At 59.9% G+C, this 24,642-nt stretch carries 23 protein-coding genes; 8 read left to right on the plus strand and 15 right to left on the minus strand.

Features of this window, described 5'->3' with window-relative positions; all coding sequences use genetic code 11:
- The first annotated feature begins 158 nt into the window (after positions 1–158).
- From plsB to KGB21_RS10855, 3 genes are all read left to right on the plus strand, one after another.
- Positions 159–2,666, plus strand: coding sequence for a glycerol-3-phosphate 1-O-acyltransferase PlsB (gene plsB, locus KGB21_RS10845; protein ID WP_223505101.1), 2,508 nt, complete (start codon positions 159–161; stop codon positions 2,664–2,666).
- A 91-nt stretch (positions 2,667–2,757) separates the two neighbouring features.
- Positions 2,758–3,351 carry a hypothetical protein gene (locus KGB21_RS10850; protein WP_223505102.1) on the plus strand — a complete coding sequence of 198 codons (594 nt, stop codon included), beginning with the start codon at positions 2,758–2,760 and terminating at the stop codon, positions 3,349–3,351.
- A gap of 137 nt (positions 3,352–3,488) precedes the next feature.
- Positions 3,489–4,178: a DUF4197 domain-containing protein gene (locus KGB21_RS10855; RefSeq protein ID WP_223505103.1), complete on the plus strand. Its 690-nt coding sequence runs from the start codon at positions 3,489–3,491 to the stop codon at positions 4,176–4,178.
- Between the two features lie 113 nt (positions 4,179–4,291).
- On the opposite strand, the gene KGB21_RS10860 is transcribed toward KGB21_RS10855, so the two are convergent.
- Positions 4,292–7,357 carry an efflux RND transporter permease subunit gene (locus KGB21_RS10860; protein ID WP_223505104.1) on the minus strand — a complete coding sequence of 1,022 codons (3,066 nt, stop codon included), beginning with the start codon at positions 7,355–7,357 and terminating at the stop codon, positions 4,292–4,294.
- 6 nt (positions 7,358–7,363) lie between these two features.
- Positions 7,364–8,464, minus strand: coding sequence for an efflux RND transporter periplasmic adaptor subunit (locus tag KGB21_RS10865; RefSeq protein ID WP_223505105.1), 1,101 nt, complete (start codon positions 8,462–8,464; stop codon positions 7,364–7,366).
- 93 nt (positions 8,465–8,557) lie between these two features.
- On the opposite strand from KGB21_RS10865, the gene KGB21_RS10870 reads away from it, so the two are divergent.
- A complete protein-coding gene (locus KGB21_RS10870; RefSeq protein ID WP_034150723.1) occupies positions 8,558–9,196 on the plus strand; it encodes a TetR/AcrR family transcriptional regulator in 639 nt (212 codons plus the stop codon).
- A gap of 135 nt (positions 9,197–9,331) precedes the next feature.
- On the opposite strand, the gene KGB21_RS10875 is transcribed toward KGB21_RS10870, so the two are convergent.
- The gene (locus KGB21_RS10875; protein WP_263386184.1) at positions 9,332–10,114 is read right to left on the minus strand and encodes a class I SAM-dependent methyltransferase; all 783 of its coding nucleotides are present in this window, start codon (positions 10,112–10,114) and stop codon (positions 9,332–9,334) included.
- A gap of 93 nt (positions 10,115–10,207) precedes the next feature.
- Between KGB21_RS10875 and KGB21_RS10880 the strand changes: the two genes are divergently transcribed.
- Positions 10,208–10,828, plus strand: a complete 621-nt coding sequence (locus tag KGB21_RS10880) for a hypothetical protein (RefSeq protein ID WP_034150725.1) — start codon at positions 10,208–10,210, stop codon at positions 10,826–10,828.
- Positions 10,829–10,831: 3 nt separating this feature from the next.
- On the opposite strand, the gene KGB21_RS10885 is transcribed toward KGB21_RS10880, so the two are convergent.
- The 7 genes from KGB21_RS10885 to ppc all read right to left on the minus strand — a co-directional run bounded on the left by KGB21_RS10885 (position 10,832) and on the right by ppc (position 18,163).
- Entirely contained in the window at positions 10,832–11,527 is a 696-nt protein-coding gene (locus KGB21_RS10885; protein ID WP_223505106.1) for an extensin family protein, read from the minus strand.
- Positions 11,528–11,529: 2 nt separating this feature from the next.
- Complete coding sequence (locus KGB21_RS10890; RefSeq protein ID WP_223505107.1) at positions 11,530–12,351, minus strand: oxaloacetate decarboxylase; 822 nt, start codon at positions 12,349–12,351, stop codon at positions 11,530–11,532.
- A gap of 34 nt (positions 12,352–12,385) precedes the next feature.
- Entirely contained in the window at positions 12,386–13,246 is an 861-nt protein-coding gene (locus KGB21_RS10895) for a DUF72 domain-containing protein (RefSeq protein ID WP_034150728.1), read from the minus strand.
- Positions 13,246–13,551, minus strand: a complete 306-nt coding sequence (locus tag KGB21_RS10900) for a hypothetical protein (protein ID WP_034150729.1) — start codon at positions 13,549–13,551, stop codon at positions 13,246–13,248. Before KGB21_RS10900 ends, KGB21_RS10895 begins: the two co-directional genes overlap by 1 nt.
- 276 nt (positions 13,552–13,827) lie before the next feature.
- Positions 13,828–14,502 (minus strand): tRNA (adenosine(37)-N6)-threonylcarbamoyltransferase complex dimerization subunit type 1 TsaB, encoded by a 675-nt coding sequence (gene tsaB / locus KGB21_RS10905; protein WP_223505108.1) that lies wholly within the window; start codon positions 14,500–14,502, stop codon positions 13,828–13,830.
- A gap of 95 nt (positions 14,503–14,597) precedes the next feature.
- Positions 14,598–15,245: an adenylate kinase gene (adk, locus tag KGB21_RS10910; RefSeq protein ID WP_034150731.1), complete on the minus strand. Its 648-nt coding sequence runs from the start codon at positions 15,243–15,245 to the stop codon at positions 14,598–14,600.
- Positions 15,246–15,532: 287 nt separating this feature from the next.
- Entirely contained in the window at positions 15,533–18,163 is a 2,631-nt protein-coding gene (ppc, locus tag KGB21_RS10915) for a phosphoenolpyruvate carboxylase (protein WP_223505109.1), read from the minus strand.
- A 203-nt stretch (positions 18,164–18,366) separates the two neighbouring features.
- Here ppc and KGB21_RS10920 point away from each other — a divergent pair, with 203 nt between their 5' ends.
- The 3 genes from KGB21_RS10920 (at position 18,367) to KGB21_RS10930 (ending at position 20,344) form a co-directional block, all read left to right on the plus strand.
- Positions 18,367–18,711 carry a hypothetical protein gene (locus tag KGB21_RS10920; RefSeq protein ID WP_034150733.1) on the plus strand — a complete coding sequence of 115 codons (345 nt, stop codon included), beginning with the start codon at positions 18,367–18,369 and terminating at the stop codon, positions 18,709–18,711.
- A gap of 374 nt (positions 18,712–19,085) precedes the next feature.
- Positions 19,086–19,499, plus strand: coding sequence for a DUF4398 domain-containing protein (locus tag KGB21_RS10925; RefSeq protein ID WP_034150734.1), 414 nt, complete (start codon positions 19,086–19,088; stop codon positions 19,497–19,499).
- 47 nt (positions 19,500–19,546) lie between these two features.
- Positions 19,547–20,344: an OmpA family protein gene (locus tag KGB21_RS10930; RefSeq protein WP_223505110.1), complete on the plus strand. Its 798-nt coding sequence runs from the start codon at positions 19,547–19,549 to the stop codon at positions 20,342–20,344.
- A 144-nt stretch (positions 20,345–20,488) separates the two neighbouring features.
- Here the strand turns inward: KGB21_RS10930 and KGB21_RS10935 are convergent, their stop codons facing one another.
- From KGB21_RS10935 to KGB21_RS10955, 5 genes are all read right to left on the minus strand, one after another.
- Positions 20,489–20,818 (minus strand): hypothetical protein, encoded by a 330-nt coding sequence (locus KGB21_RS10935; protein ID WP_034150736.1) that lies wholly within the window; start codon positions 20,816–20,818, stop codon positions 20,489–20,491.
- On the minus strand, positions 20,815–21,729 hold the full coding sequence (locus KGB21_RS10940) for an alpha/beta hydrolase (protein ID WP_223505111.1): 915 nt from the start codon (positions 21,727–21,729) through the stop codon (positions 20,815–20,817). The genes KGB21_RS10935 and KGB21_RS10940 overlap by 4 nt, the downstream gene beginning before the upstream one ends.
- A 195-nt stretch (positions 21,730–21,924) precedes the next feature.
- Entirely contained in the window at positions 21,925–23,202 is a 1,278-nt protein-coding gene (locus KGB21_RS10945; RefSeq protein ID WP_034150738.1) for a flavohemoglobin expression-modulating QEGLA motif protein, read from the minus strand.
- 34 nt (positions 23,203–23,236) lie between these two features.
- Positions 23,237–23,791 (minus strand): hypothetical protein, encoded by a 555-nt coding sequence (locus KGB21_RS10950; RefSeq protein ID WP_223505112.1) that lies wholly within the window; start codon positions 23,789–23,791, stop codon positions 23,237–23,239.
- A gap of 127 nt (positions 23,792–23,918) precedes the next feature.
- Positions 23,919–24,635 (minus strand): TetR/AcrR family transcriptional regulator, encoded by a 717-nt coding sequence (locus tag KGB21_RS10955; protein ID WP_223505113.1) that lies wholly within the window; start codon positions 24,633–24,635, stop codon positions 23,919–23,921.
- Between the last annotated feature and the right edge of the window lie 7 nt (positions 24,636–24,642).

The following is a 24,642-nucleotide window of genomic DNA, read 5'->3' on the forward strand; positions in this document are numbered from 1 at the left end:
GCCACTGTCTGGCCAGTGCGGGCTCGCCGAGTATATGCCAGGCGTTAAAACTCTCAAACGGAGTTTACTTAAGTGCTTTTTTGCCGATTTTCGATGAATCCGGCACACTGTCAGCCCCCCGAGCAAACGCTCGGTTTACTCACTCACGCAGAAGCCGTATGACCCGTTCCCCGTTCCGCCGTCTTGTGTTTGGCACCCTGCGCCGACTGTTGTACCTCTGGGTTCGCTCGGAGACGATCAACCAGTCGTCGTTCACCCTCAACCTCGACCGCAGTCGTCCGGTGTTCTATGTCCTGCAAAACCCTTCGCTGACCGACCTCGCCGTGGTCGACACCGAGTGCCGCAAGGCTGGTTTGCCACGCCCGGTGCTGCCGGTCTCGGTCGGCAACCTGCTGGAACCGGCGGCGTTCTTCTACCTGACGCCAGACCCCGACTGGCTCGGTCGCCAGGACAAGCGCGGTGCGCCGCCGACCCTGACCCGCCTGGTCAGCGCCCTGAGCCAGAACGCCGCCGAAGATGCGCAGATCATTCCGGTCAGCGTGTTCTGGGGCCAGTCGCCGGACAGCGAAAACAGCCCCTGGAAACTGCTGTTCGCCGACAGCTGGGCCGTCACCGGGCGCCTGCGCCGATTGCTCAGCATCATCGTGCTGGGACGCAAGACCCGTGTGCAATTCTCCGCGCCGATCCACCTGCGCGAGCTGATCGACCACAACAAGGGCCACGAACGCACCGTGCGCATGGCCCAGCGCATCCTGCGGGTGCACTTCCGCAACCTGAAAGCCGCCGTCATCGGCCCGGACATTTCCCACCGTCGCAATCTGGTCAAGGGCCTGATCAACCAGCCTCTGGTCAAGCAAGCAATCCTCGACGAAGCCGAGCGCGAGAACATCTCGCCGGAAAAAGCCAAGGCCCAGGCTCTGCGCTACGGCAACGAGATCGCCTCGGACTACACCTACACCGCCATCCGCTTCCTCGAAGTGGTCTTGAGCTGGTTCTGGAACAAGATTTACGACGGCATCAAGGTCAACCACATCGAAGGCGTGCAGAAGGTCGCCCAGGGTCACGAAGTGATCTACGTGCCGTGCCATCGCAGCCACATCGACTACCTGTTGCTTTCGTACCTGCTGTTCCGCAACGGCCTGACCCCGCCGCACATTGCCGCCGGGATCAACCTGAACATGCCCGTAATCGGCAGCCTGCTGCGGCGTGGCGGCGCGTTTTTCATGCGCCGCACGTTCAAAGGCAACCCGCTCTACACCTCGGTGTTCAACGAATACCTGCATACCCTGTTCACCAAGGGTTTCCCGGTGGAGTACTTCGTCGAGGGCGGCCGTTCGCGCACCGGACGCATGCTGCAACCAAAAACCGGGATGCTGGCGATCACAATGCGCAGCTTCCTGCGCTCCTCGCGCATGCCGATCGTGTTCGTGCCGGTGTACATCGGTTATGAGCGCGTGCTGGAAGGCCGCACTTACCTAGGCGAACTGCGTGGCGCCACCAAGAAGAAAGAATCGATCTTCGACATTTTCAAAGTCATCGGCGCGCTCAAGCAGCGCTTCGGTCAGGTGGCGGTGAACTTCGGCGAGCCGATCAAACTGGCGGAATTCCTCGACAGCGAACAGCCCGACTGGCGCAAGCAGGAACTCGGTCCGCAGTTCAAGCCGGCCTGGCTCAACGAAACCACCAACCGCCTCGGCGAAAAAGTCGCGCAGCACTTGAACGAAGCAGCGGCGATCAACCCGGTGAATCTGGTGGCGCTGGCGCTGCTGTCCACCAGCCGTTTGGCCCTTGACGATCGTGCAATGGCGCGGGTGCTCGACCTGTATCTGGCGCTGTTGCGCAAAGTGCCGTACTCGCCGCACACCACGCTGCCGGAGGGTGATGGCCGGGCGCTGATCGAGCATGTGAAGGACATGGACCTGCTTTCCGAGCAGAGCGATGCCCTGGGCAAGATTCTCTATCTGGATGAGCAGAACGCCGTCCTGATGACCTACTACCGCAATAATGTGCTGCACATCTTCGCGCTGCCGTCACTGTTGGCGAGCTTCTTCCAGAGCGCCTCGCGCATGAGCCGCGAACAGATCCTGCGCTACACCCGCGCGCTGTATCCGTACCTGCAAGCTGAGCTGTTCATTCGCTGGTCGCTGGACGAACTGGATGCGGTGATCGATCAATGGCTCGAAGCGTTCGTCGAGCAAGGTCTGCTGCGCTTCGAGAACGACGTCTACCTGCGTCCGGCGCCGAGTTCGCGGCACTTTGTGCTGCTGACGCTGCTGTCGAAAAGCATTGCCCAGACCCTGCAGCGTTTCTACATGACCGTCTCGCTGTTGCTCAACAGCGGCCAGAACAGCATCAGCGCCGAAGAGCTGGAGGACTTGTGCACGGTCATGGCCCAGCGCCTGTCGATCCTGCACGGCCTGAACGCCCCGGAATTCTTCGACAAGAGCCTGTTCCGCCACTTCATCCAGACCATGCTCGACCTCGACGTGCTCAAGCGCGATGAAGCCGGCAAGCTGAGCTATCACGAACTGCTCGGCGAACTGGCCGAAGGCGCGGCGAAACGGGTATTGCCGGCGGATATTCGTTTGTCGATTCGCCAAGTGGCTCTGCATCGCAGTGAAGATGCGGCGGATCAGGCTCAATCGAAGCCGACTGTTACTTCCTGATAACGACTATAAGAACAAGGATGTTCTTATATCTATTGAGTTATGAATTAATAGACCACTCCATATAAATGGTCCAGATACGGATATCGCCATGAACTTTTCAGATCAATACATTACCCTTACTCTTAGTTTGCCAGACGACTTTCTCCCTCCCAGCGACGGCGAAGGTGAAACGTATATAAGCATTCAAACTGCAAACTCCTCAAACCCTGTCAATGTCGCACAATACAAAGAGCCGGTACTGCGCAGCGGACGCTGGAATTATTATTTTGCACACACCTATTCAGATGTCAGCGTCAAATACCGCGTGAACGTCAGCATGTCCCACAACGGCTCCCCACTGCTGATTGACCTGGACTACTTCGTAATCGCCCACCGTGCACCCCACCGCCAAACCCTGCACTTAAGTCCTATTGGTCGCCTCTACGTTCAGGCTCAAGAACCTGAAGCGGTCGAACCTGAACATGCAGTTACTATCGTCGCCCATGAGCACGACAATGCGCAGATGCAACTTACTCAAATACATATCAGTAAAAAAATGGCAGAGGCGTTCTATCTGGAATACGATCCAGATACTGTTGTACCGGGTAAACGCTATACCCTGGCGGCCACTGAAAATGAATATCGCAATGCCATAGAGGTCTACCCCGGCACCGTTGTATTGAAACCCTTTAGCAGATCCTGAAAAGATCTTTTCATATTAAGCGGGGCGAAATTGCTGAAAAAAACCGCTAGATTGTCGCCGCTGGCCGCGACCCGCAGCCACTGAAAATCCGCATCGACGCGTTTCGCTAAATTCGCCTTTCGACCAAGGAAGCCTCCATGTTTCGCCCTACCCTCCGTTTCGCCGGCCTGTGCGCAGGTTTGATGATCTCCGCCAGCGCCCTGGCGCTGTCCCTCAGCGACCTGTCGCAAAAAGACGCCACCGGCGGACTCAAGGACGCGCTGACCCAAGGTGCGCAACTGGCTGTTAAACAACTCGGCGCACCGGGCGGCTTCAGCAACAACCCAGACGTGAAGATCGAACTGCCGGGTAAACTGGGCAAGGTCGCCAGCAAAATGAAACAGTTCGGCATGGGGGATCAGGTCGATCAACTGGAAACCAGCATGAACAAAGCGGCGGAAACCGCCGTGACCCAGGCCCAGCCGATCCTCGTGGACGCGGTGAAGAAAATGACGGTGGAAGATGCCAAGGGCATTCTCAGCGGCGGCAACGATTCGGCTACGCAGTACCTGAACAAAACCAGCCGCGAACAGATCCGCGCCAAGTTCCTGCCAATCGTCAAGCAAGCCACCGACCAGGTCGGCCTGGCCAAGCAATACAACTCGTTCGCCGGCCAAGCCGCCACTCTGGGCGTGGTCGACGCGAAGAATGCCAATGTCGAAAACTACGTCACCGAGCAGGCGCTGAACGGCCTGTTCGAGATGATCGGCAAACAGGAAGAAACCATCCGCAAGAACCCGGCGGCTGCGGCGACCAGTCTCGCGAAAAAAGTGTTTGGCACGCTCTAACCAAAACCGCAAAAACCTGTAGGAGCTGCCGAAGGCTGCGATCTTTTGATCTTAAAAAATCAAGATCAAAAGATCGCAGCCTGCGGCAGCTCCTACAAGAGATCGCTTACGGCTCAGGCCGGCTCTTTCTTGACCCGGAACCAGGCCGCATACAACGCCGGCAAGAACAGCAACGTCAACGCCGTCGCCACGATCAACCCGCCCATGATCGCCACCGCCATCGGCCCGAAAAACACACTGCGCGACAGCGGAATCATCGCCAGAACAGCGGCCAGCGCGGTCAACACGATCGGCCGGAACCGCCGCACCGTGGCCTCGATAATTGCCTGCCAAGGCTTCAACCCGGCCGCAATGTCCTGCTCGATCTGATCCACCAGAATCACCGAGTTGCGCATGATCATCCCCGACAACGCGATGGTCCCGAGCATGGCGACAAAACCAAACGGCTGACGGAACACCATCAGGAACAACGTCACCCCGATCAACCCCAACGGCGCCGTCAGAAACACCATCGCCGTGCGTGAGAAACTGCGCAGTTGCAGCATCAGCAATGTCAGCACCACGACGATAAAAAGCGGCACGCCAGCCTTCACCGAGTTCTGCCCGCGTGCCGAGTCTTCCACGGTGCCACCGACATCCAGCAAGTACCCGTCCGGCAGCTCGGCGCGGATTGGATCAAGGGTCGGCATGATCTGCTGCACCAGGGTCGCCGGTTGTTCCTTGCCGTAAATGTCCGCACGCACCGTCACGTTGGGCAGGCGATTACGATGCCAGATCACGCCTTCTTCAAAGCCGTATTCCAGCGTCGCGATCTGCGACAGGGCCACGCTGCGCCCGTTGTCGGTCGGCACTGCCAGGCTTGGCAGCAACGACAGTTCGGTACGCTCATGCAAGGTGCCGCGCAGGAGGATCTCGATCAACTCGTTGTCTTCGCGGTACTGGCTGACGCTGGAACCCGTGAGTGAGCTCTGCAAGAACTTCGACAGGTTCGACGTGCTGACGCCCAGTGCCCGCGCGCGGTCCTGATCGACGTTCAGATACACGACTTTGCTCGGTTCTTCCCAGTCCAGGTGAACGTTGACCACATGCGGGTTCTCGCGAACCTTGGCCGCGACTTTACGCGCCAGCGCCCGGACTTCCTCGATGTGTTCACCCGTTACCCGGAACTGCACCGGATAGCCAACCGGCGGACCGTTTTCCAGACGCGTGACCCGCGAGCGCAGGGCCGGGAATTGCTCGTTGAGCGTTGCGATCAGCCAGGTGCGCAGGGATTCGCGCTCCTCGATGGTTTTCGCCAGGACGACAAACTGGGCGAAGCTCGCCGCAGGCAATTGCTGATCCAGAGGTAGGTAAAAACGCGGCGAACCGGTTCCGACGTAGGCCACGTAATTGTCTATTCCGGCTTTGTCCTTGAGCAATGCTTCGAGGCGTTTGACCTCTTCGGCGGTGTTGCTCAGCGACGCGCCTTCGGCCAGTTTCAAATCGACCATCAACTCCAGTCGGCCCGATGCCGGGAAAAACTGCTGTGGCACAAAACGGAACAGCACGATGGACGCAATGAACAGCACCACCGTCGCCGTGATCACGGTTTTACGCCAGCGCACACACCACTCCACCAGGCGCCGGACGCGCTGATAGAACGGCGTGCCGTAAGGATCGGGTTGGCCTGTGCCGTGTTTCGCTGCGTGAATTTTCGCCAGGTCCGGAAGGAGTTTTTCCCCGAGATAAGGTACGAAAAGTACGGCAGCCACCCAGGACGCCAGCAGCGCGATGGTGACAACTTCAAAGATCGAACGGGTGTATTCGCCCGTGCCCGATTGTGCGGTGGCAATCGGCAGGAAACCGGCGGCGGTGATCAGCGTACCGGTGAGCATCGGGAACGCGGTGCTGGTCCAGGCATAGCTCGCGGCCTTGATCCGGTCGAAGCCCTGCTCCATTTTGATCGCCATCATTTCCACGGCGATGATCGCGTCGTCCACCAGCAAACCCAGCGCCAGCACCAGCGCGCCGAGGGAAATCTTGTGCAGGCCGATGCCGAGGTAATACATGCAGGCAAACGTCATGGCCAGCACCAGCGGAATCGCCAGTGCGACCACCATCCCAGTGCGCATGCCGAGGGAGAAGAAGCTCACCAGCAGCACAATCGCCAGCGCTTCCACCAGCACCTGCACGAACTCGCCGACGCCGGTTTTCACCGCCGCTGGTTGATCGGAAACCTTGCGCAGTTGCATGCCGGCCGGGAGGTTTTTCTGGATGCGATCGAACTCGACTTCCAACGCCTTGCCCAGCACCAGAATGTCGCCACCGTCCTTCATGGCGACGGCCAGCCCGATGGCGTTTTCGGCCATGAAGCGCATGCGCGGTGCGGGAGGATCGTTGAAACCACGGCGCACATCCGCCACATCGGAGATACGGAACGTGCGATCACCGACCCGTATCGGAAAGTTTTTTATCTCATCGACTGTCTGAAAATTCCCCGAAACCCGTAGCTGCAAACGCTCGCTGCTGGTTTCAAAGAAGCCGGCGGTGGACACCGCGTTCTGCTCTTCCAACGCCTGTTGCACCGCCGCCAACGGCAAGCCCAGGGTGGCGAGTTTGACGTTGGAGAGCTCAATCCAGATCTTTTCGTCCTGCAACCCGAGCAACTCGACCTTGCCCACATCCTTGACCCGTTGCAGCTGGATCTGGATGCGGTCGGCGTAATCCTTGAGCACGGCGTAGTCGAAACCGTCGCCGGTCAGGGCGTAGATATTGCCGAACGTGGTGCCGAATTCATCGTTGAAGAACGGCCCCTGAATACCCGGCGGCAAGGTGTGGCGGATGTCGCTGACCTTCTTGCGCACCTGATACCAGAGTTCCGGGATTTCCACCGAGTGCATGGAATCGCGGGCGATGAACGTCACCTGGGATTCACCCGGACGGGAGAACGACACGATGCGTTCGTACTCGCCGGTTTCCATCAGCTTCTTTTCAATGCGTTCGGTGACCTGGCGCGAGACTTCCTGCGCCGTCGCCCCCGGCCAGTTGGTGCGGACCACCATGGCTTTGAAGGTGAAAGGCGGGTCTTCACTTTGGCCGAGTTTGGTGTAGGAAACTGCGCCAACGATGGCCAGCAACAGCATCAGGAACAGTACGATCTGACGATTACGCAGCGCCCATTCGGAAAGATTGAAGCCCATCGGGGATTACTCCTTGTCCGCCAGATTGACCACGCGGTTGGAGCGATCCACCGGGCGCACGGATTGCCCGTCGAGAAGTACATGGACGCCGGCAGCCACTACCCAGTCGCTGGCATTCAAGCCTTCGAGCACCGGCACGGTTTTCTCACCGAAAGCGCCGACCCGCACCGGGGTTTTCTTCAAGGTGTTGTTGGCGCTGACGACCCAGACGTAGGTCACGCCGTTTTCCGCCGTCAGCGCAGAGAGCGGCACCGACAACGGCACTGCCTCGGCCGTCTGCACGAACACCCGGGCGCTCTGGCCGAGCTCGGCCGGAACCTTGCCACCGGTGAATGCGATGCGGGCGGCGAAGGTGCGGGACTTCGGATCGGCCGCAGGCGACAGTTCACGGATGCGCCCGGCGAAGCGCTGATCCGGTTGCGTCCACAGTTCCACCGACACCGGCTGACCCACCTTGAAACGGCCGAAGCTCTGTTCCGGCAAGCTGATCAACACTTCGCGCTCGCCATCGGTGGCCAGGGTAAACACCGTCTGCCCGGCCGCGACCACTTGCCCGACTTCCACCGAGCGCTTGGCGACCACGCCATCCTGTGGCGCACGCAATACCGCGTAACTGGCCTGATTGGTCGAAACGTTGAATTCGGCTTTGATTTGTTTGAGACGCGCTTCACCGGAACGGTAAAGGTTTTCGTGATTGTCGTACTGCGAGCGGCTGACCAGTTGACGTTCCATCAGCGTTTTATAGCGATCCCGCTCGGCCCGCACCATGCTCAGATTCGCCTCAGCGGCCGCGACCTGGGCGCGGGTGGCCTCCAGTTGCAGGCGCACGTCTTGCGGATCGAGCTCGGCCAACGGTTGATCGGCCTTGACCCGCTGCCCCTCGTCGACCAGTCGTCGGCTGACTTTGCCGCCGATGCGAAACGCCAGGTCCGGCTCGTAGCGGGCGCGGACTTCACCGGGATAGCTTTCGGTCGCCTGCGCCGAAGGCTCTGGCTGAACCACCATGGCCGGTCGAATGCTGACTTGAGGAGCCTCTTCGTGACCACACGCCGTCAATAAAAACGCCAGGCTGACTGGCAACGCGAGGGGCAAGGCATAGCGGAACATGGTGAACGACCTTTCGCTAATGGTGCTTGGAATAATTATACTGACCGGTATGGTATTAATAGCAAACTCACCAGTCCAGTAATAAAAGCGCATATGCCGAACAATCTTTCAGCACCTAACGGCCCCGGCCGTCCCAAGGATCTGGCCAAGCGCCAGGCGATCCTCGACGCGGCGAAAACGCTGTTTCTGACCAAGGGTTACGCCAACACCAGCATGGACGCCGTGGCGGCCGAGGCCGGTGTGTCGAAGCTGACCGTCTACAGCCATTTCAACGACAAGGAAACGCTGTTCTCCGCCGCCGTGATGGCCAAGTGCGAGGAGCAACTGCCGCCACTGTTCTTTGAATTGCCGGAAGGCGTTGCAGTGGAAGCGGTGCTATTGAACATCGCGCGCGGGTTTCATCAGCTGATCAACAGCGATGAATCGGTGAACCTGCACCGCTTGATGATGACCCTCGGCAGCCAGGACCCGAAACTTTCGCAGATCTTCTTCGAGGCCGGCCCACAACGGATGCTGCATGGCATGGAGCGCTTGTTGAGCAAGATCGATCAGAGCGGCGCGTTGAGCATCGACAAACCGCACAATGCGGCTGAGCATTTCTTCTGCCTGCTCAAGGGCGCGGGGAATTTTCGCTTGCTGTATGGCTGCGGAGATCCGCTGACCGGGGATGCGGCCGAGAGCCATGTGCAGGAAGTGGTGGGGTTGTTTATGCGGGCTTTTCGGCCTGAGTGAGTCATAGGCTCAGAGTATCTGGCCTGACGCCATCGCGGGCAAGCCCGCTCCCACAGGGTCCGGAGTGTTCTCAAATATTGTGTTCGACACAAATACTGTGGGAGCGGGCTTGCCCGCGATGGCGGCGACTAGATCTTACGGCTTAAGCGCTTTTTTTGGATAAATGTCATACCGGCTCGACTTGCCATCCAGCGCATGACTCGGCTTCGGCCCTTCGATACAAGGCGCCTTGCGCGGGCGCTTGACCACCACTCGGTGCGTCGCCAAAGCCAACGCCGCTTCGAGCAATGCCGGCGCATCCTGGTCATCGCCCACCAGCGGCCGGAACAGGCGCATTTCCTTCTTCACCAACGCGGTTTTCTCACGGTGCGGGAACATCGGGTCGAGGTAGATCACCTGCGGCGGCTCGCCCTCCCAGTTACGCATCACCTCGATTGAATTGCCCTTGAGCAACCGCATGCGGGCCACAATCGGCGCTACGTCGAAATCTTCCGCGCCACGGGCCAGGCCATCTTCCAGCAAGGCACCGATCAGCGGCTGACGCTCGATCAGGCTCATCTCGCAACCGAGGCTGGCCAACACGAACGCGTCCTTGCCCAACCCGGCCGTGGCATCCAGCACCCGCGGACGCACGCCTTGGGCAATGCCGACAGCCTTGGCGATCATCTGCCCGCTGCCACCACCGTACAATCGACGATGCGCCGCGCCGCCCTCGACGAAGTCCACCCGCACCGGCCCCGGTGCGTCCGGCCCCAGCTGTTGCAACTGCAACCCCTCCTCGCCCACCTGCAACGCAAACTCACCGTCATCCACCTGCAACGGCAAGCCCAAGCGCTCGGCCCATTGCTCGGCCTGTGGCTGAAAGGTCGCGCCCAAGGCCTCGACATGGATGCGGCACGCCGCCGGTTGCTCAATCATCGGAAAAGACACTCAAAAAATTAATGATCGGCAAAAACGGCCGATAACAAAACTATCGAGCATTTTGCCAGAGCTGAGCGTCGACCGAGAGAAATGTCAGACATTCAACCCACAATCACAGGTTTTATCTCGCCTTACGGCAATTACAACCTGCGAAACACCCAGGCACTGAGCGGCGTCAGTCACATCTGGCAGGATTTCTTTGCCCGTGCGCTGGCCGATCAATCGGGTGAAGTGCTGCCTGAATCTCTCAACTTTCCACCCGTCGACCTCGACAGCCCGGTCGAACCTACCGTCGGCAGCGACCTGCTGGCGCACATCGTTTCCCAGCGCGAATGCGATGTGACGGAGACTCCGGTCCGCCCGCCAGAACCGCTGTTCCTGCCGATTGCCGAGTTCGAAATGGACCTGGCCGACAAGCCATTCCCACCGTTCCCGCCTGAAGAAATCGTCGCTCAGCAGAAACAGCAAGACTTCGAAAGCGGCTGGGTACGTCCAATCGTGTTGACCGCAAGTCAGCCACTGCCAGAAGCCGGACCTGCCCCGCAACCGCGTCCACTGCATTTGCCGATCGCCGAGTTCGAACTCGACCTGCTGGACAAGCCGTTCCCTCCGTTCTCGCCTGAAGAGCTGATCGAGCAACAGAAACAACTCGACTTCGATAATGGCTGGGCACGCCCGATCATCCTGCAGAACCTGCGCCTCGCCGCCTGATTATCAGCGACAAAGCCACCACGGCCCGACATCGACATGAAAGTGATTGCGATGAGCGGCGTTGTAATCCGGGCTCAAGACCACGCTGAACAGTCCACAGGCGCCATCGCGGACCTGCCTTAAAAACTGTGCGTCCTGGTTATCCTTCGGCCAATCCTTGAGCACGCTGATGGTCCGGCCGTCAGCCAGGCGAAAACCGGCAATATCCAGCGCATTCGCCGACGCATGCTGACTGCGCCGACCATTCTCGCGACCGTAGACATTGCGACAGGCAAAGCTGCCGAGGTGATCGACCCGCGCGACCGCTTGCCCGTACACCGCCTGGGCGGCGGGTTGCAGGGCGTGGTGCTCGAACAGGGCAAAGGACACGGCCAACCGGCAACTGGCGAGGAAGCTGCTGCTCAGCGCCACGTCGCCGCCCTGCACACGCAAGGCGTCGGTCAGCGGGCATTTCGCGTCCGGGCTGTCGGCCTGACGGGCCACGCGCAATCCGGAGCTGCTCAACGCCTGGTCGCACAACAGCGGATCATCGCGCAGACGCATCAGTTTGTAGCGGGTCAGCAGGTTCGGCGCAGCCTTCACGTCCAGCGGCGCCCAGGGATTCCACTGCGGCGGCAGTGAGATCCAGCCGCGCCAGATGCCCGCTCCTGTCGCAGCGATGATCAACAGCACCAGCAACAGCCACCCGCGAAACCGCATCGTCAGCCTTTGAACAATTGATTGGCCTGCGCGTAAGGCATGGAGCGCGAGGTGAAGCCGAACGTGCCGGATTTCTGGATTTCTTCAGCGGCGCGGAAAAATTCGCCATAGGCCGCCAATGCCAGCGCCGAGCCGACACTGATGCGCTTGACGCCCATTTCGCTGAGCTGGTCGACCGTCAGCTTCAAGCCGCCGGACATCAACACATTGACCGGTTTCGGCGCCACGGCGCGCACGACCGCCAGCACGTCTTCAGCGCTGCGCAAACCCGGCGCGTACAGCACGTCGGCGCCTGCTTCAGCGAACGCCTGCAAGCGGCGAATGGTATCGGCCAGGTCCGGATTGCCATGCAGGAAATTCTCGGCCCTGGCCGTCAGCGTGAAAGGGAATGGCAAGCTGCGCGCGGCGGCGACGGCGGCCTCGATGCGCGCTACGGCATGGTCGAAGCAATAGATCGGACTCTCTTCGCGGCCCGTGGCGTCCTCGATCGAACCGCCAACAGCGCCGACTTCCGCCGCGCGCAAAATACTCTTCGCGCAATCGGCCGGGTTGTCGGCAAAACCGTTTTCCAGATCCACCGCCACCGGCAAATCGCTGGCGGCGACAATCGCCTGAACGTTCATCAGGGTATCGTCCAGGCTCAGCCCGCCATCGGGACGCGCCTTGGAAAAAGCGTACCCGGCACTGGTGGTCGCCAGCGCCTCGAAGCCCAGGCTGGCGAGCATTTTTGCCGAACCGGCATCCCACGGGTTGGGAATGACAAAAGCCCCCTCGCGTTCGTGCAGGGCTTTGAAGGCTTGGGCTCGAAGGGTTTGCGCATCCATTTGGCAGGCTCCTGAAAAGGCGAACGAATCCGCTTCAGAGCAGGCCAAGTTGCTCGGCGGCGGGCTCTCTGTATAGCTCAGGCAGCGGCGGCAAGCCAGGTAAACGCAGCATCAATCGGGCGTGAAAACGCTGCGCCAGTTTCGCCGCCAGCACGTTGTCGGCGGTGTGCAGGAAGATGTACGGCGTGCGTCCCTCTTCAATCCACAGGGCGATTTTCTCTACCCACGGCAGCAGAAACGGGTCGTTGGCTTCGAGTTGCGGATGGCCGATGAAGCGCACCTGCGGGAACTGGGTGAACGCTGCCGGACGCGTGGGGACTCTGGGCTTTTTCGATTGCGCGTGAAGCACGGAGGGATCGGTCGAGGTGCAGCTGAACAGGGCGCGCGGATCGAGGCAAATACGCTCCACCCCGCGATCCAGCAACAACCGATTGAGCATCCGCTCGCTGTCACCCTTGGCGAAAAAATCGCCGTGCCGCACTTCCACCGCCAACGGCCGGTCGAGGGCATCGATGAAACCGGCCAGTTCGGGCAATCGTTGTGGCGTGAAGCTTTTCGACAGCTGAAGCCACAATGGCGACACCCGTCCACCGAGGGGACCGAGCAATTGGGTGAAGGTTTCGGCGGCGGTCAATTGTTCCCGCAGGTCACCGCTGTGGCTGATGTCGCCGGGGAATTTGGCGGTGAAGCGAAAATGCTCAGGCATGCTTTCGGCCCAACGCTGCACGGTGCTGGCAGCCGGGCTCGCGTAGAAGGTCGTATTGCCTTCCACGGCGTTGAAAACTTGAGAATAAAGATTAAGAAATTCGGCGGGCTTGGCGTCTGGCGGATAGAGATATTCGCGCCAGGCGCTTTCGCTCCATGACGGGCAGCCGAGGTAGTACGGCAGCAGCATCAGATGTACAGGTCGAGACCCAGCACTTGCGCATCCAGATCGACAAAACCGGCGGTGCTCAGGTAGCTGGCCAGGGCCATCGCCACGCTTTTGCTCATGGCGCGGTGATAAAGCATGTCTTGTTGGCGGGCGGGTAGATTACTCAGTTTTTGCGCAGAGGCTCTGGCGGCTTGAGCTGCCAGTTGCTCTTCGGACGGAAATTCCAGCTCGCCTTCGATATCGACGGATTCGTCTTGCGCCACACGGCCTTTGCGAGGCTTGCGCTTGATGGGGTAGGACTGAGAGGAAATGCCGTCTATACGCATAAATGCATGCTCGGTATCAGTGATGGCAGTCTAGTGGCACATAACCCACTTCGCAAACCGCCGAGTGATAACTAGAACACATAAAGAGCAAAAGGTTTAAAAGCTGAGGTTAGAAAACGACGATTGGCTCGAGGTGGTACGCATTGTGGCGAGGGAGCTTGCTCCCGCTGGGCTGCGAAGCGGCCCCAACGATCGTCAGTTACACCCTACAGCCTGATCTTTGCGACTGCTGCGCAGCCGAGCGGGAGCAAGCTCCCTCGACACAGGGGACCGCGTTTAACGTGCCTTGGGGGTGGCAACCTTGTCCCGCAGATAAACCGGCTGCGCCTCATCGGCCACAATCGCTTCGCCACGCGCCCAGGCAAACCGCGCCAGCGTCAGCAAGTCTTCAGCATGAGGCAACATGCCGGCGTCCTGACCGATCAGGTTGACGCCGATGCGCTCGGCATAACCCCAACCGGTGCCCGCGCCGAACCAATCGCCGCTGGCGTCCGCCGGCAGTGCCGCGACTTCCGGTGGCAAAACGGCTTCAGCGCCGACCAGCCGCATCTCCCCCGCCGTTTCGCGGTAGCAGCCCCAGTACACCTCGTCCATGCGTGCGTCGATGGCGGCTGCAACTTGATTGGCGCCGTGCTCACGAAAGGCGCGTTGCGCCAATACGGCCAGGTTCGACACCGGCAACACCGGGCGATCCAACGCAAAGGCCAAGCCTTGCACCACACCGATGGCAATCCGCACACCGGTAAACGCACCCGGCCCACGTCCGAAGGCGATGGCATCAATCGCTTGCAGCGTGGTGCCGGCGTCGGCCAGCAATTGCTGGATCATCGGCAACAGCTTCTGCGCATGCAGGCGCGGGATCACCTCGTAATGGCTCGTGACTTTGCCGTCATGCAGCAAGGCAACGGAGCAAGCTTCAGTCGCGGTGTCCAGGGCCAGCAAGGTGCTCATCGATGTTTCCGTAACAAGAGGTCAGAAAAAAGTGCGTCAGTATAAACAACTACGGCCCGCAAGCGGGCCGTGGATGATGCAGCGGATCAGACTTTTCAGCTCAGCGCTGCAAGTACCTTGGCGGTAATCGCTTCTACCGAACCGACGCCTTCGATATGGCTGTACTTCGGCTTGCCATTGGCAGCCGACAGATTCTGGTAGAAAGCCACCAGCGGTTTGGTCTGCGAATGGTAGACCGACAGGCGATGACGCACGGTTTCTTCAGTGTCGTCCTTGCGCTGTACCAGCTCTTCACCGGTGATGTCGTCTTTGCCGGCGGTTTTCGGCGGGTTGTAGACGATGTGGTACACGCGGCCGCTGGCCTCGTGAACACGGCGACCGGCGATACGCTGCACGATCTCTTCGTCTTCAACGGCGATTTCAACCACTGCGTCCAGCTCGACGCCGGCAGTCACCAGCGCTTCAGCCTGAGGAATGGTGCGCGGGAAACCGTCGAACAGGAAACCGTTGGCGCAGTCGGACTGGGCGATGCGGTCCTTGACCAGTGCGATGATCAGGTCATCGGAGACCAGGCCGCCGGCATCCATGATGCTCTTGGCTTTGATGCCCAGCTCGGTGCCGGCCTTGACCGCAGCACGCAGCATGTCGCCGGTGGAGATTTGCGGAATGCCGAATTTTTCAGTGATGAACTTTGCCTGAGTACCTTTACCGGCCCCGGGAGCTCCCAGCAGAATGACGCGCATCGATGTGCTCCTCAATTTTTTATATAGATAACGTCAGATTCGCCTCGTGGGGCCAATCTCAAAAAAGGGTCGTGACCGCCCAAACGGCCAAAGGCTGATCAAGATACACAGCAGGCTGCGCCCACACAAGCCGCCAAAAGTCGGAGAAACCGCCGCCTCTTGTGTGCATTCAGCGCGGTTCCCCTAGTCGCAACCCCATCATTAACTGTCGCCTGGCCGCACTTTTGGATGCGCCATTCATCGGCCTTCGGCGCTTGCGTCGAAGGCCTGACCCCACGGCGAAAACCTTAGCCGGTATTTCGCAAACCGGCGGCAATCCCCGCCACAGACACCAGCAGCGCCTGTTCTACCGGGCTACCTTGCGCCACATCCTGTTGCCGGGAACGGGCGAGCAACTCTGCTTGTAATAGATGCAGCGGATCGAGGTAGGTGTTGCGCAAACGAATGAATTCCAGGGTGGCTGGGCTATGTGCCAGTAGCTGCGACTGACCGGTCAGCCCGAGGACGATGGTGCACGCCTGCGACAATAGGTCGCGTAAGTGCGCGCCCAATGGCAGCAGATCCGGCTCGACCAGACGCTCATCATAAGAGCGGGCAATATCCGCGTCAGCCTTGGCCAATACCATTTCCAGCATGTCGATGCGGGTACGGAAGAATGGCCACTGTTCGCGCATTTGCCCCAGCAGTTCGCCTTCGCCGCGCTCCAACGCCTTGCTCAGCGCCGCTTCCCAGCCGAGCCAGGCCGGCAACATCAGCCGCGTCTGGGTCCAGCCGAAGATCCACGGAATCGCCCGAAGGCTTTCGATTCCGCCGGCGCGGCGCTTGGCAGGACGGCTGCCCAACGGCAAACGGCCAAGCTCCTGTTCCGGTGTGGACTGGCGGAAGTACTCGACGAACTGCGGATTTTCCCGCACCACGGCGCGGTAAGCGCTGACACCGTCTGCTGCCAATTCGTCCATCAAGTGGCGCCACTCAGGCGTCGGGGGTGGCGGTGGCAGCAAAGTCGCTTCGAGCACGGCAGCCAGATACAGATTGAGGTTTTGCTCGGCGATGTCCGGCAGGCCGAATTTGAAACGAATCATTTCCCCCTGTTCGGTGGTACGGAAACGTCCCGCCACCGAACCCGGTGGCTGCGACAGGATCGCCGCGTGGGCCGGGCCGCCGCCACGACCCACGGTGCCGCCGCGACCGTGGAACAACAGCAGTTCCACTTGTTGCTCGCGGCAGATATCCACCAAGCGCTCCTGCGCCCGATACTGCGCCCAGGCCGCCGCCGTGGTGCCGGCGTCCTTGGCCGAGTCGGAGTAGCCGATCATCACTTCCTGCGGGCCTTGCAGGCGCGAGCGATAGCCCGGCAGCAGCAACAGTTTCTCGATCACCGGCCCGGCGTTGTCGAGGTCGGCGAGCGTTTCAAACAACGGCACCACGCGCATCGGCCGCACTACGCCAGACTCTTTGAGCAGCAGTTGCACGGCCAGCACATCGGATGCGGCACCAGCCATGGAAATCACGTACGAGCCGAGGGATGCTCCCGGCGCAGCAGCGATTTCGCGGCACGTTGCCAAGACTTCGGCAGTGTCAGCGGAAGGTTTGTAGTGAGCCGGGAGCAATGGTCGACGATTGTTCAGTTCGCGGGTCAGGAAGGTGATGCGCTCTTCTTCGCTCCAGTCTTCATAGCGCCCGAGGCCTAGGTAATCGGTGATTTCGGTCATGGCCGCGCTGTGCCGCGACGAGTCCTGTCGCACATCCAGACGCACCAGGAACAGGCCGAAAGTTACCGCCCGGCGCAGACAATCGAGCAACGGACCGTCAGCGATCACGCCCATGCCGCATTCGTGCAGCGAGTGGTAGCACAGCTCCAGCGGATCGAGCAGCTCGCGGTTGTTTTGCAGCACCTCGGCGGTTGCCGGGGTCGGCGTCGTCAACGCGGTGTGCGCCCAGTTGCGCGTCGCGCGCAAGCGTTCACGCAGTTGCTTGAGCACGGCGCGATAGGGTTCTGCGCTGTCGCCAGCCTTGGCCTTGAGTTCGTCACTGGCTTGCTGCATCGACAAATCGGCGGCGAGTTGATCGACGTCGCGCAGGTACAGATCGGCCGCCATCCAGCGCGCCAACAACAGCACTTCACGGGTGACCGCGGCCGTCACGTTCGGGTTGCCGTCGCGATCTCCGCCCATCCACGAGGCAAAGCGAATCGGCGCCGCTTCCAGTGGCAAATGCAGGCCGGTAGCAGCGTGCAGCGCCTGATCGGCCTTGCGCAGGTAATTGGGAATGGCTTGCCACAGCGAGTGTTCGATCACCGCGAAACCCCATTTGGCTTCGTCGACCGGCGTCGGGCGCGTGCGGCGGATTTCTTCGGTGTGCCAGGCTTCGGCGATCAAACGCTGCAAGGTCGATTGGATCTGCTCGCGCTCGGCGCTGGTCAGGTCACGGTGGTCCTGGGCCGCCAGTTGCGCGGCGATGGCGTCGTATTTCTGGATCAGCGTACGGCGCGCGACTTCGGTCGGGTGCGCGGTCAGCACCAGTTCGATTTCCAGTCGACCCAATTGCCGGGCCAGAGATTCGGCACCGTGACCTTCGGCGCGCAGGCGTGCGAGCAATTCCGGCAGCACCCGCGCTTCAAACGGCGCAGCCTGGGATTCTTCACGACGGTGAATCAACTGGTATTGCTCGGCGATATTGGCCAGGTTGAGGAACTGGTTGAACGCCCGCGCCACCGGCAGTAACTCGTCTTCGGTCAGCTGATTGAGGCTCGCGCTCAGTTCGGCGTCCATGGAACCGCGACGATCAGCCTTGGCGCCTTTGCGGATCTGCTCGATCTTGTCGAGGAAGCCGTCCCCGTACTGTTCACGAATGGTGTTGCCCAATAGCTCACCCAATAGGTGAACGTCCTCGCGCAAGCGTGCATCAATATCGGTCATCAGCAGTTCTCCAGCAAAAAATCCGGGCGGCCAAGAACTTCAAGAGTGCCGCTCCAGACCGCTTCTTACAAGCAAGACGACGAAGGGACTTTAAACCTTGTGCGTTGAAGCTAGTCTGAACAGTAAGCCGTACAACGGCTTTCGCCGGGCAACTGCCGGCCATTTATCCCGCCTGCCACGAGCAGGAGCGCAATGAGGTCATTATGAAAATCCGTGAACTTGCCCAGCATTGGGAAGAAAACGCCAAGGGTCGCCTGACCGAGACTGGCTACACGATTCATCTGGACGTGGAAGCCGCCGCACGCCTGGCGGCCATCACCGAAATGTACCCAAAGCGGCAACCTGAAGAACTGCTCGGCGAACTGATCGGCGCCGCCCTGGAAGAACTCGAAAAGAGCTTCCCCTACGTGAAGGGCTCGACCGTGGTCGCCACCGACGAAGAAGGCGATCCACTGTACGAAGACGTCGGTCCGACCCCGCGTTTTCTCGCGTTGTCGCGACGCCATCTGCACGATTTGTCGGCGGGTAACGACAAGCAGAAGCACTGAGTATTCGCAAAACCTGTGGGAGCGGGCTTGCCCGCGAAGGCGGTTTGCCATTCAACATAAGTATTGGCAGGTACGACGCTTTCGCGGGCAAGCCCGCTCCCACAGTGGCCTGTATTCCACTTCAAAAAGTTCGTTTTTCCGGGCTTGTCATGGTCGGAAATACCGCTACGCATCGCCAAAGTTCCCGACATAGAGCCCTGTCTACTCCGTCACAGTTTTTTTCGATAGCACGCTAATTTCTCTGAACTTTCAAAAAACGCCTCGGGTCAACCCAGTAACCACGCCTGGGACGGCCGTATCAAAACGCCCCCCGAAACGGTAGCTCTCGGCTCCTTGCCCAGGATGGATATTCACGTTGTTCAGGAGTTAGCCCCATGGAGTTGAACACTATGAAAACCCGAACTGGCAAATCTTCGTCTACCCCGTTGCACGGCCTGAAAGTGGCAGCGCTCGCCATCGGCGCGAGCCTCGTGTTGGCCGGTTGCGCCGGCAATCCACCCACCGAGCAGTTCGCTGTCTCCGAATCGGCCGTCAAAGACGCGGTCAGCGCGGGCGGCACCGAATTCGCCGCAGTGGAAATGAAGGCGGCGCAGGACAAGCTCAAACAAGCCGAAATTGCCATGCACGACAAGAAGTATGACCAGGCCAAAACCCTGGCCGAGCAAGCCGAATGGGACGCCCGCGTAGCCGAGCGCAAAGCCCAGGCGATGAAAGCCGAACAGACCGTCAAGGACTCTCAGAAGGGGGTTCAGGAACTGCGTCAGGAAAGCCAGCGTACCGTTCAGTAAACGGACGCGGCACGACGTATTTCTTACTCGACTAAAAGGACGAAACCATGAATTCCAAACATTTGATGATCCCTGCCCTGCTCGCCGCAAGTGTGGCCCTGGCTGCCTGCTCCACGCCGCCCAACGCCAACCTTGAACAGGCGCGCACCAACTATTCCGGTCTGCAAGCCAACCCGCAAGCGAGCAAGGTTGCGGCTCTGGAAACCAAGGAAGCGAGCGATTACCTCGACAAGGCCGACAAAGCCTACCTGGACAAGGAAGACCCGGCCAAAGTCGATCAGTTGGCTTACCTGACCAATCAGCGTGTCGAAGTGGCGAAACAGACCATCGCCCTGCGCACCGCTGAAGCCAATTTGAAAAACGCTTCCGCGCAACGCGCCCAGGCTCGCCTGGATGCCCGTGACCAGCAGATCAAACAGCTGCAAGACAGCCTCAACGCCAAGCAAACCGATCGCGGCACGCTGGTGACTTTCGGTGACGTGCTGTTCGCTACCGACAAGGCCGAACTGAAATCCAACGGGTTGATGAACATCAACAAACTGGCACAGTACCTCCAGGAAAACCCGGACCGCAAAGTAATCGTCGAGGGCTACACCGACAGCACCGGTACGGCGTCGCACAACCAGTCGCTGTCGGAACGTCGCGCGAACTCCGTGCGCACCGCGCTGGTGAAAATGGGTGTCGATCCGGCGCGCATCGTTGCTCAGGGTTATGGCAAGGAATACCCGGTGGCGGATAACACCAGCACCTCGGGCCGGGCGCAAAACCGTCGGGTGGAGGTGACGATTTCCAACGATAACCAACCGGTGATTCCGCGTTCGGCGGTGAGTGCCAACACGCAATAACGCTTCGCGGTGACAAATAAAAAGCCCCACCTGGTTTGATCAGGTGGGGCTTTGTTTTTTCAAGATCAAAAGATCGCAGCCTTCGGCAGCTCTTACATTGATCCCCTGTAGGAGCTGCAGCAGGCTGCGATCTTTTCGGACGCGCTACGGCTCCAGTTTCTGCGGCGTTTCCTGTCCCATGCAACGCACGGCTTTTTTGCGGTCGTTGATCAGCACTCCGGTCAGGCCTTTCTGTTCGGTGTCGAACAGCACCAGCACGCCATCGATGCACTGGGCCACTTGGGCCGCCGGTTCCAGGGAGACTTTGTAGTCTTCGCCCGGCACGGTCTTGAGCATGGTGAATTCGTTGAGCAGCAACGCATCCTCGGGCTTGGCGAAGTGCAGGTAGCCGTACCACCACAGGGCAGCGACAGTGCCGAGGATGCTGCAGATACCGGTGATGATCAGCGGGATGGCGTTACGTTCTTCACTCATTGCGGGCTCTCTGGTGGTTCATCTTCAGAATTCGGCGGCGTCGGGTAATTGGGGATTTCGCCCAAGCGGCGCAGACCGTTGAAATGCTGCGGGTCTTCAAGAAAGCGCAGCATGACTTTGCGCCAGACCGGGTCGGCGAACGTCTGCACGTGACCGCCACGGGTCAGTTGCAGCACTCGCGGCGGCGGCGCAGCTTGATACAGAAGGATGCCGTTGGAAAGAGGCACGATCGGATCGTCGATGCTGTGGTAGATCAGTTTCGGCACGCCATTGAGCTGCGCCATGGAGTTGATCGCGCTGTCGCCGTCCGGCACCAGCCACGACAGCGGCACCTGGAACGTCCAGAACACCCATGAATTGCTCAGCGCATAGCGACCGACGCTGCGATAGCTGGCGGGCACGCCGTCCATCACAAATGCCTTGAGCTGTTTCTGTCGCTCGGGGTGTTGCACCAGGTAATGAACCGCCATTGAACCGCCAAGGCTTTGCCCCAGCAGGATCAGCGGTTTGCCCTTGACCTCGGGCGCCTGGTCGAGCCATTTGAACGCAGCGTCGATGTCCTGATAGATCGCCGGCAAACTCGGCTCGCCTTCGGACAAGCCGTAACCGCGATAGTCTACCAGCAACACTTGATAGCCCTGTTCCGGCAACCAATAGCTGCCACCCAAGTGCATCGGCAGATTGCCACCGTTGCCGTGCAGGTGCAGCACCGTGCCTTTGACTTCGACACCCTTTTTCGCCGGCAGCCACCAGGCGTGCAGCTTGAGGCCGTCGGCGGTGATCAGCGTGACGTCGCGGTATTCGAGCTTGGCTTTTTCCGGGGTGAACAACTGGCCGGGTTCGGGGTAGAACAGCAGCGAGCTGCAACCATTCAGGGCCAGGATTAGGCAGAAGATGCCGAGGATTCTCATCCGTTGAAACCTCGCGGTGATATTAGAAATTCGTGAACCGAGCAAATCGTTGTGGCGAGGGAGCTTGCTCCCGCTGGGCTGCGGAGCAGCCCCAAACCTGCAACCGCGTTCGACCTGACATACCGCGTTTACCGGTTTTACGACTGCTTCGCAGCCGAGCGGGAGCAAGCTCCCTCGCCACAGGGTCCGTGATACTCACAGAATGTTTGAGTAATCCGCCTCGATCCGGTCCAGGCTCAGGTGATTCAGGAAGTTGGAGAAGCACATCCACGCCGACAACGCGTTCATGTCGCGGAATTGCTCTGGCAGGTACTTCGGTGGCACCACCAATCCTTCGTCGACCAACTGGCGCAAGGTGCGCATGTCTTCCAGTGTGGTTTTGCCGCAAAACAGCAGCGGAATCTGCTCCAGTTTGCCTTTACGCACCGCCAACTGAATGTAGTTGTAAATCATGATGAAGCCCTTGAGGTAGGACAAGTCTTTGGTAAAAGGCAGACCTGTCGGCACCGAGCCGCGGAAAACGCGACTGGTGTTGCTATAACTCTCGGCCATCTCGAAGCCTTGTTCGCGGAAGAACTCAAACACCTGCAAAAAGTCGGCGCCCTCCTCCACCATGTGAATGGCGCGGGTGCGGTTGGTCAGTTTGCGCAGGCGACTCGGGTAGGACGCGAAGGTGATGATTTCCATCAAGATCGCCAGGCCTTCCTGGGTCACCGTCGATGAGGGCGGGCCCTTGGACAGGAAGGTGCAGATCGGCTGGTTCAGACCGTTGAGCGTGGTGCCGACGTGCACCAGCCCTTCGTGGACTTCCAGGGCACGTACGTCGCGCTCGTTGAACATCGCGTCGGTGCGGATCTTGATGTAGTCGGCGCCGGCCGCCGCATCGGCAACGATCCCGTCGGACTCGAACACGCGAATGGTTTCCTCGGCCTCGCCAAACACTTTGCTCAGACGATGCTGCAACATGCTGACGGCGTCTTTGGCGGTGAGGGTTTTCGGTTCGTCCTTCAGGTCACCACGGCCATCGATGTTGTTCAGGTAATCGGACAGCATCAGGCCCAGGTCGGACAGGGTCGGATCGCCAGCGTGGAAGGCATCCGACGCGGCGCCATACAACTCTTGGGAAATCAGTCCGAAATCCTCGGTGCCGCGCGCTTCGAGCATGCGCACCACCATCCGGTATTCCTTGCACATGCGGCGCATGATCTGCCCGACCGGATTGAACTGACCGAGCTGGCGGGTGATGTCGCGTTCGATGTTCTGGAACTCCAGCTTCACTTTGCTGGAGTCGAACGACAGCGGCCGATTGAGGTAATAGTCGCGGTCGACCGCCGGCATTTCCTTGCCCTTGGCCTTGAGGAAACCCTTGCGAATATTGTCGTCCCATTTGACTGCATCGAGGACGCGGATCGGCGTCTGCGCCAGCACAATGCGATCAGACAAAATGCGTATCGACTGCTGGTAATCGTCCACCCGAAACTCCTGTAGAAAGCGTTATGTGCTGGGTTTATTTGGCCTTGGGCTGGCGCTGGTATCGCACCACTTCGACGAACACATCGGTATTGGCCGGGTCGTCGAGGTAGGCGGACACCTGTTCCATGTGGCTGTTGATCAACACGCCATCACCGTCGTCAGTCTGAAAGCTGTCGCCACTGAGGGCTTTTTGCCCGAGGGCCTGTTTGATTTGTTCGAGGTCGAGGTTGTACACCACCAGTTCATGCTTATCGGTGAGTTCGAATCCGGCAATGGTGAAGTGCCCGCCGAACTGCGCCGGGACTTTCGCCGACAAGTACCAGCGACTGCCGTGGCGTGACACCGTGAACGGGTAGGCTTCGCGCTCTTTGGGCTTGGCCCTGAAGTAGCTGACCGCCTGATAGCGATTGTCGCCCAGGCGCGTCAGTTCCAGGCTCAGCGGTTCACCCCAGGCATTGGTGCTGGTCCATTTGCCAAGCAACCCTTTGGGCGCGGGGTCGCTTTCGGGCAGCGGCTCCTTGAAGGTCACCAGGCAGCCACTGAGCAGCAGGAACGACAAGGCGATCACCACGACACGCCAGGCTTTCATTCAACACTCCCTTGAAGATCGCACCGCCTTTGTAGGAGCTGCCGAAGGCTGCGATCTTTTGATCCTGATCTTTCCAAAAACAAGATCAAAAGATCGCAGCCTGCGGCAGCTCCTACAGAGAATCGGATTAAACCGAAGCCAGCACCAAATGCATATAACGCGTGAGTATGCCGAGCATTTCCTCTTCGGCGTCAGGTTCGGCGTCGTTGAGCAGGCCCTGATATTCCATCCGTCCGATTATCGCCGTCAACACTTTGGCATCCTGATGCGGCTCGCGGGAACCCAACACCTGGAAAAGCTGACAGGAACCCTGCAGCAGAATCTGCTGATGCGAGCGCACCAACCCGGCGAGGCGCGGGTTCAACAGCGCCTCCTGACGGAACGCTTGCTCGGCCATCAAGTGTTCACGTCGGGTCACCAGTTGCCGGTGAACATAGTCGGTCATCAGCCGGGCAATTTCGTCCGCCAGCCGCGAGCGAGCCGCCGGACTGCCGTCGCCACGGTCGATCATTTCCCGCAGCAAGCCTTCGTTGTTCACCCACAACTTGGCCATGTAGGCCGCGCTGCGTTCCACGTATTGGGCGAAGGTATCGGTGAGCAGGTCATCGATGTCCTTGAAGTAGTAGGTCGTGGCCGACAGCGGCACACCGGCCTCGGCGGCGACAGCGCGGTGGCGCACGGCGCGCACGCCATCGCGCACGACAATGCGCATCGCTGCGTCGAGAATCTCCTGACGACGCTGCTCGCTGCCCTGTCGGCTGGCCTTGCGGCCTTGGTACTGAACGCTTTCAGCGACCGCAGTGGCGATGCCCGCTGCACCTTCTTGAGCAATTGCAGAGTTCACGACCGGT

Source organism: Pseudomonas sp. GL-RE-29 (assembly GCF_019947275.1).
Lineage (GTDB): Bacteria > Pseudomonadota > Gammaproteobacteria > Pseudomonadales > Pseudomonadaceae > Aquipseudomonas > Aquipseudomonas fluorescens_A.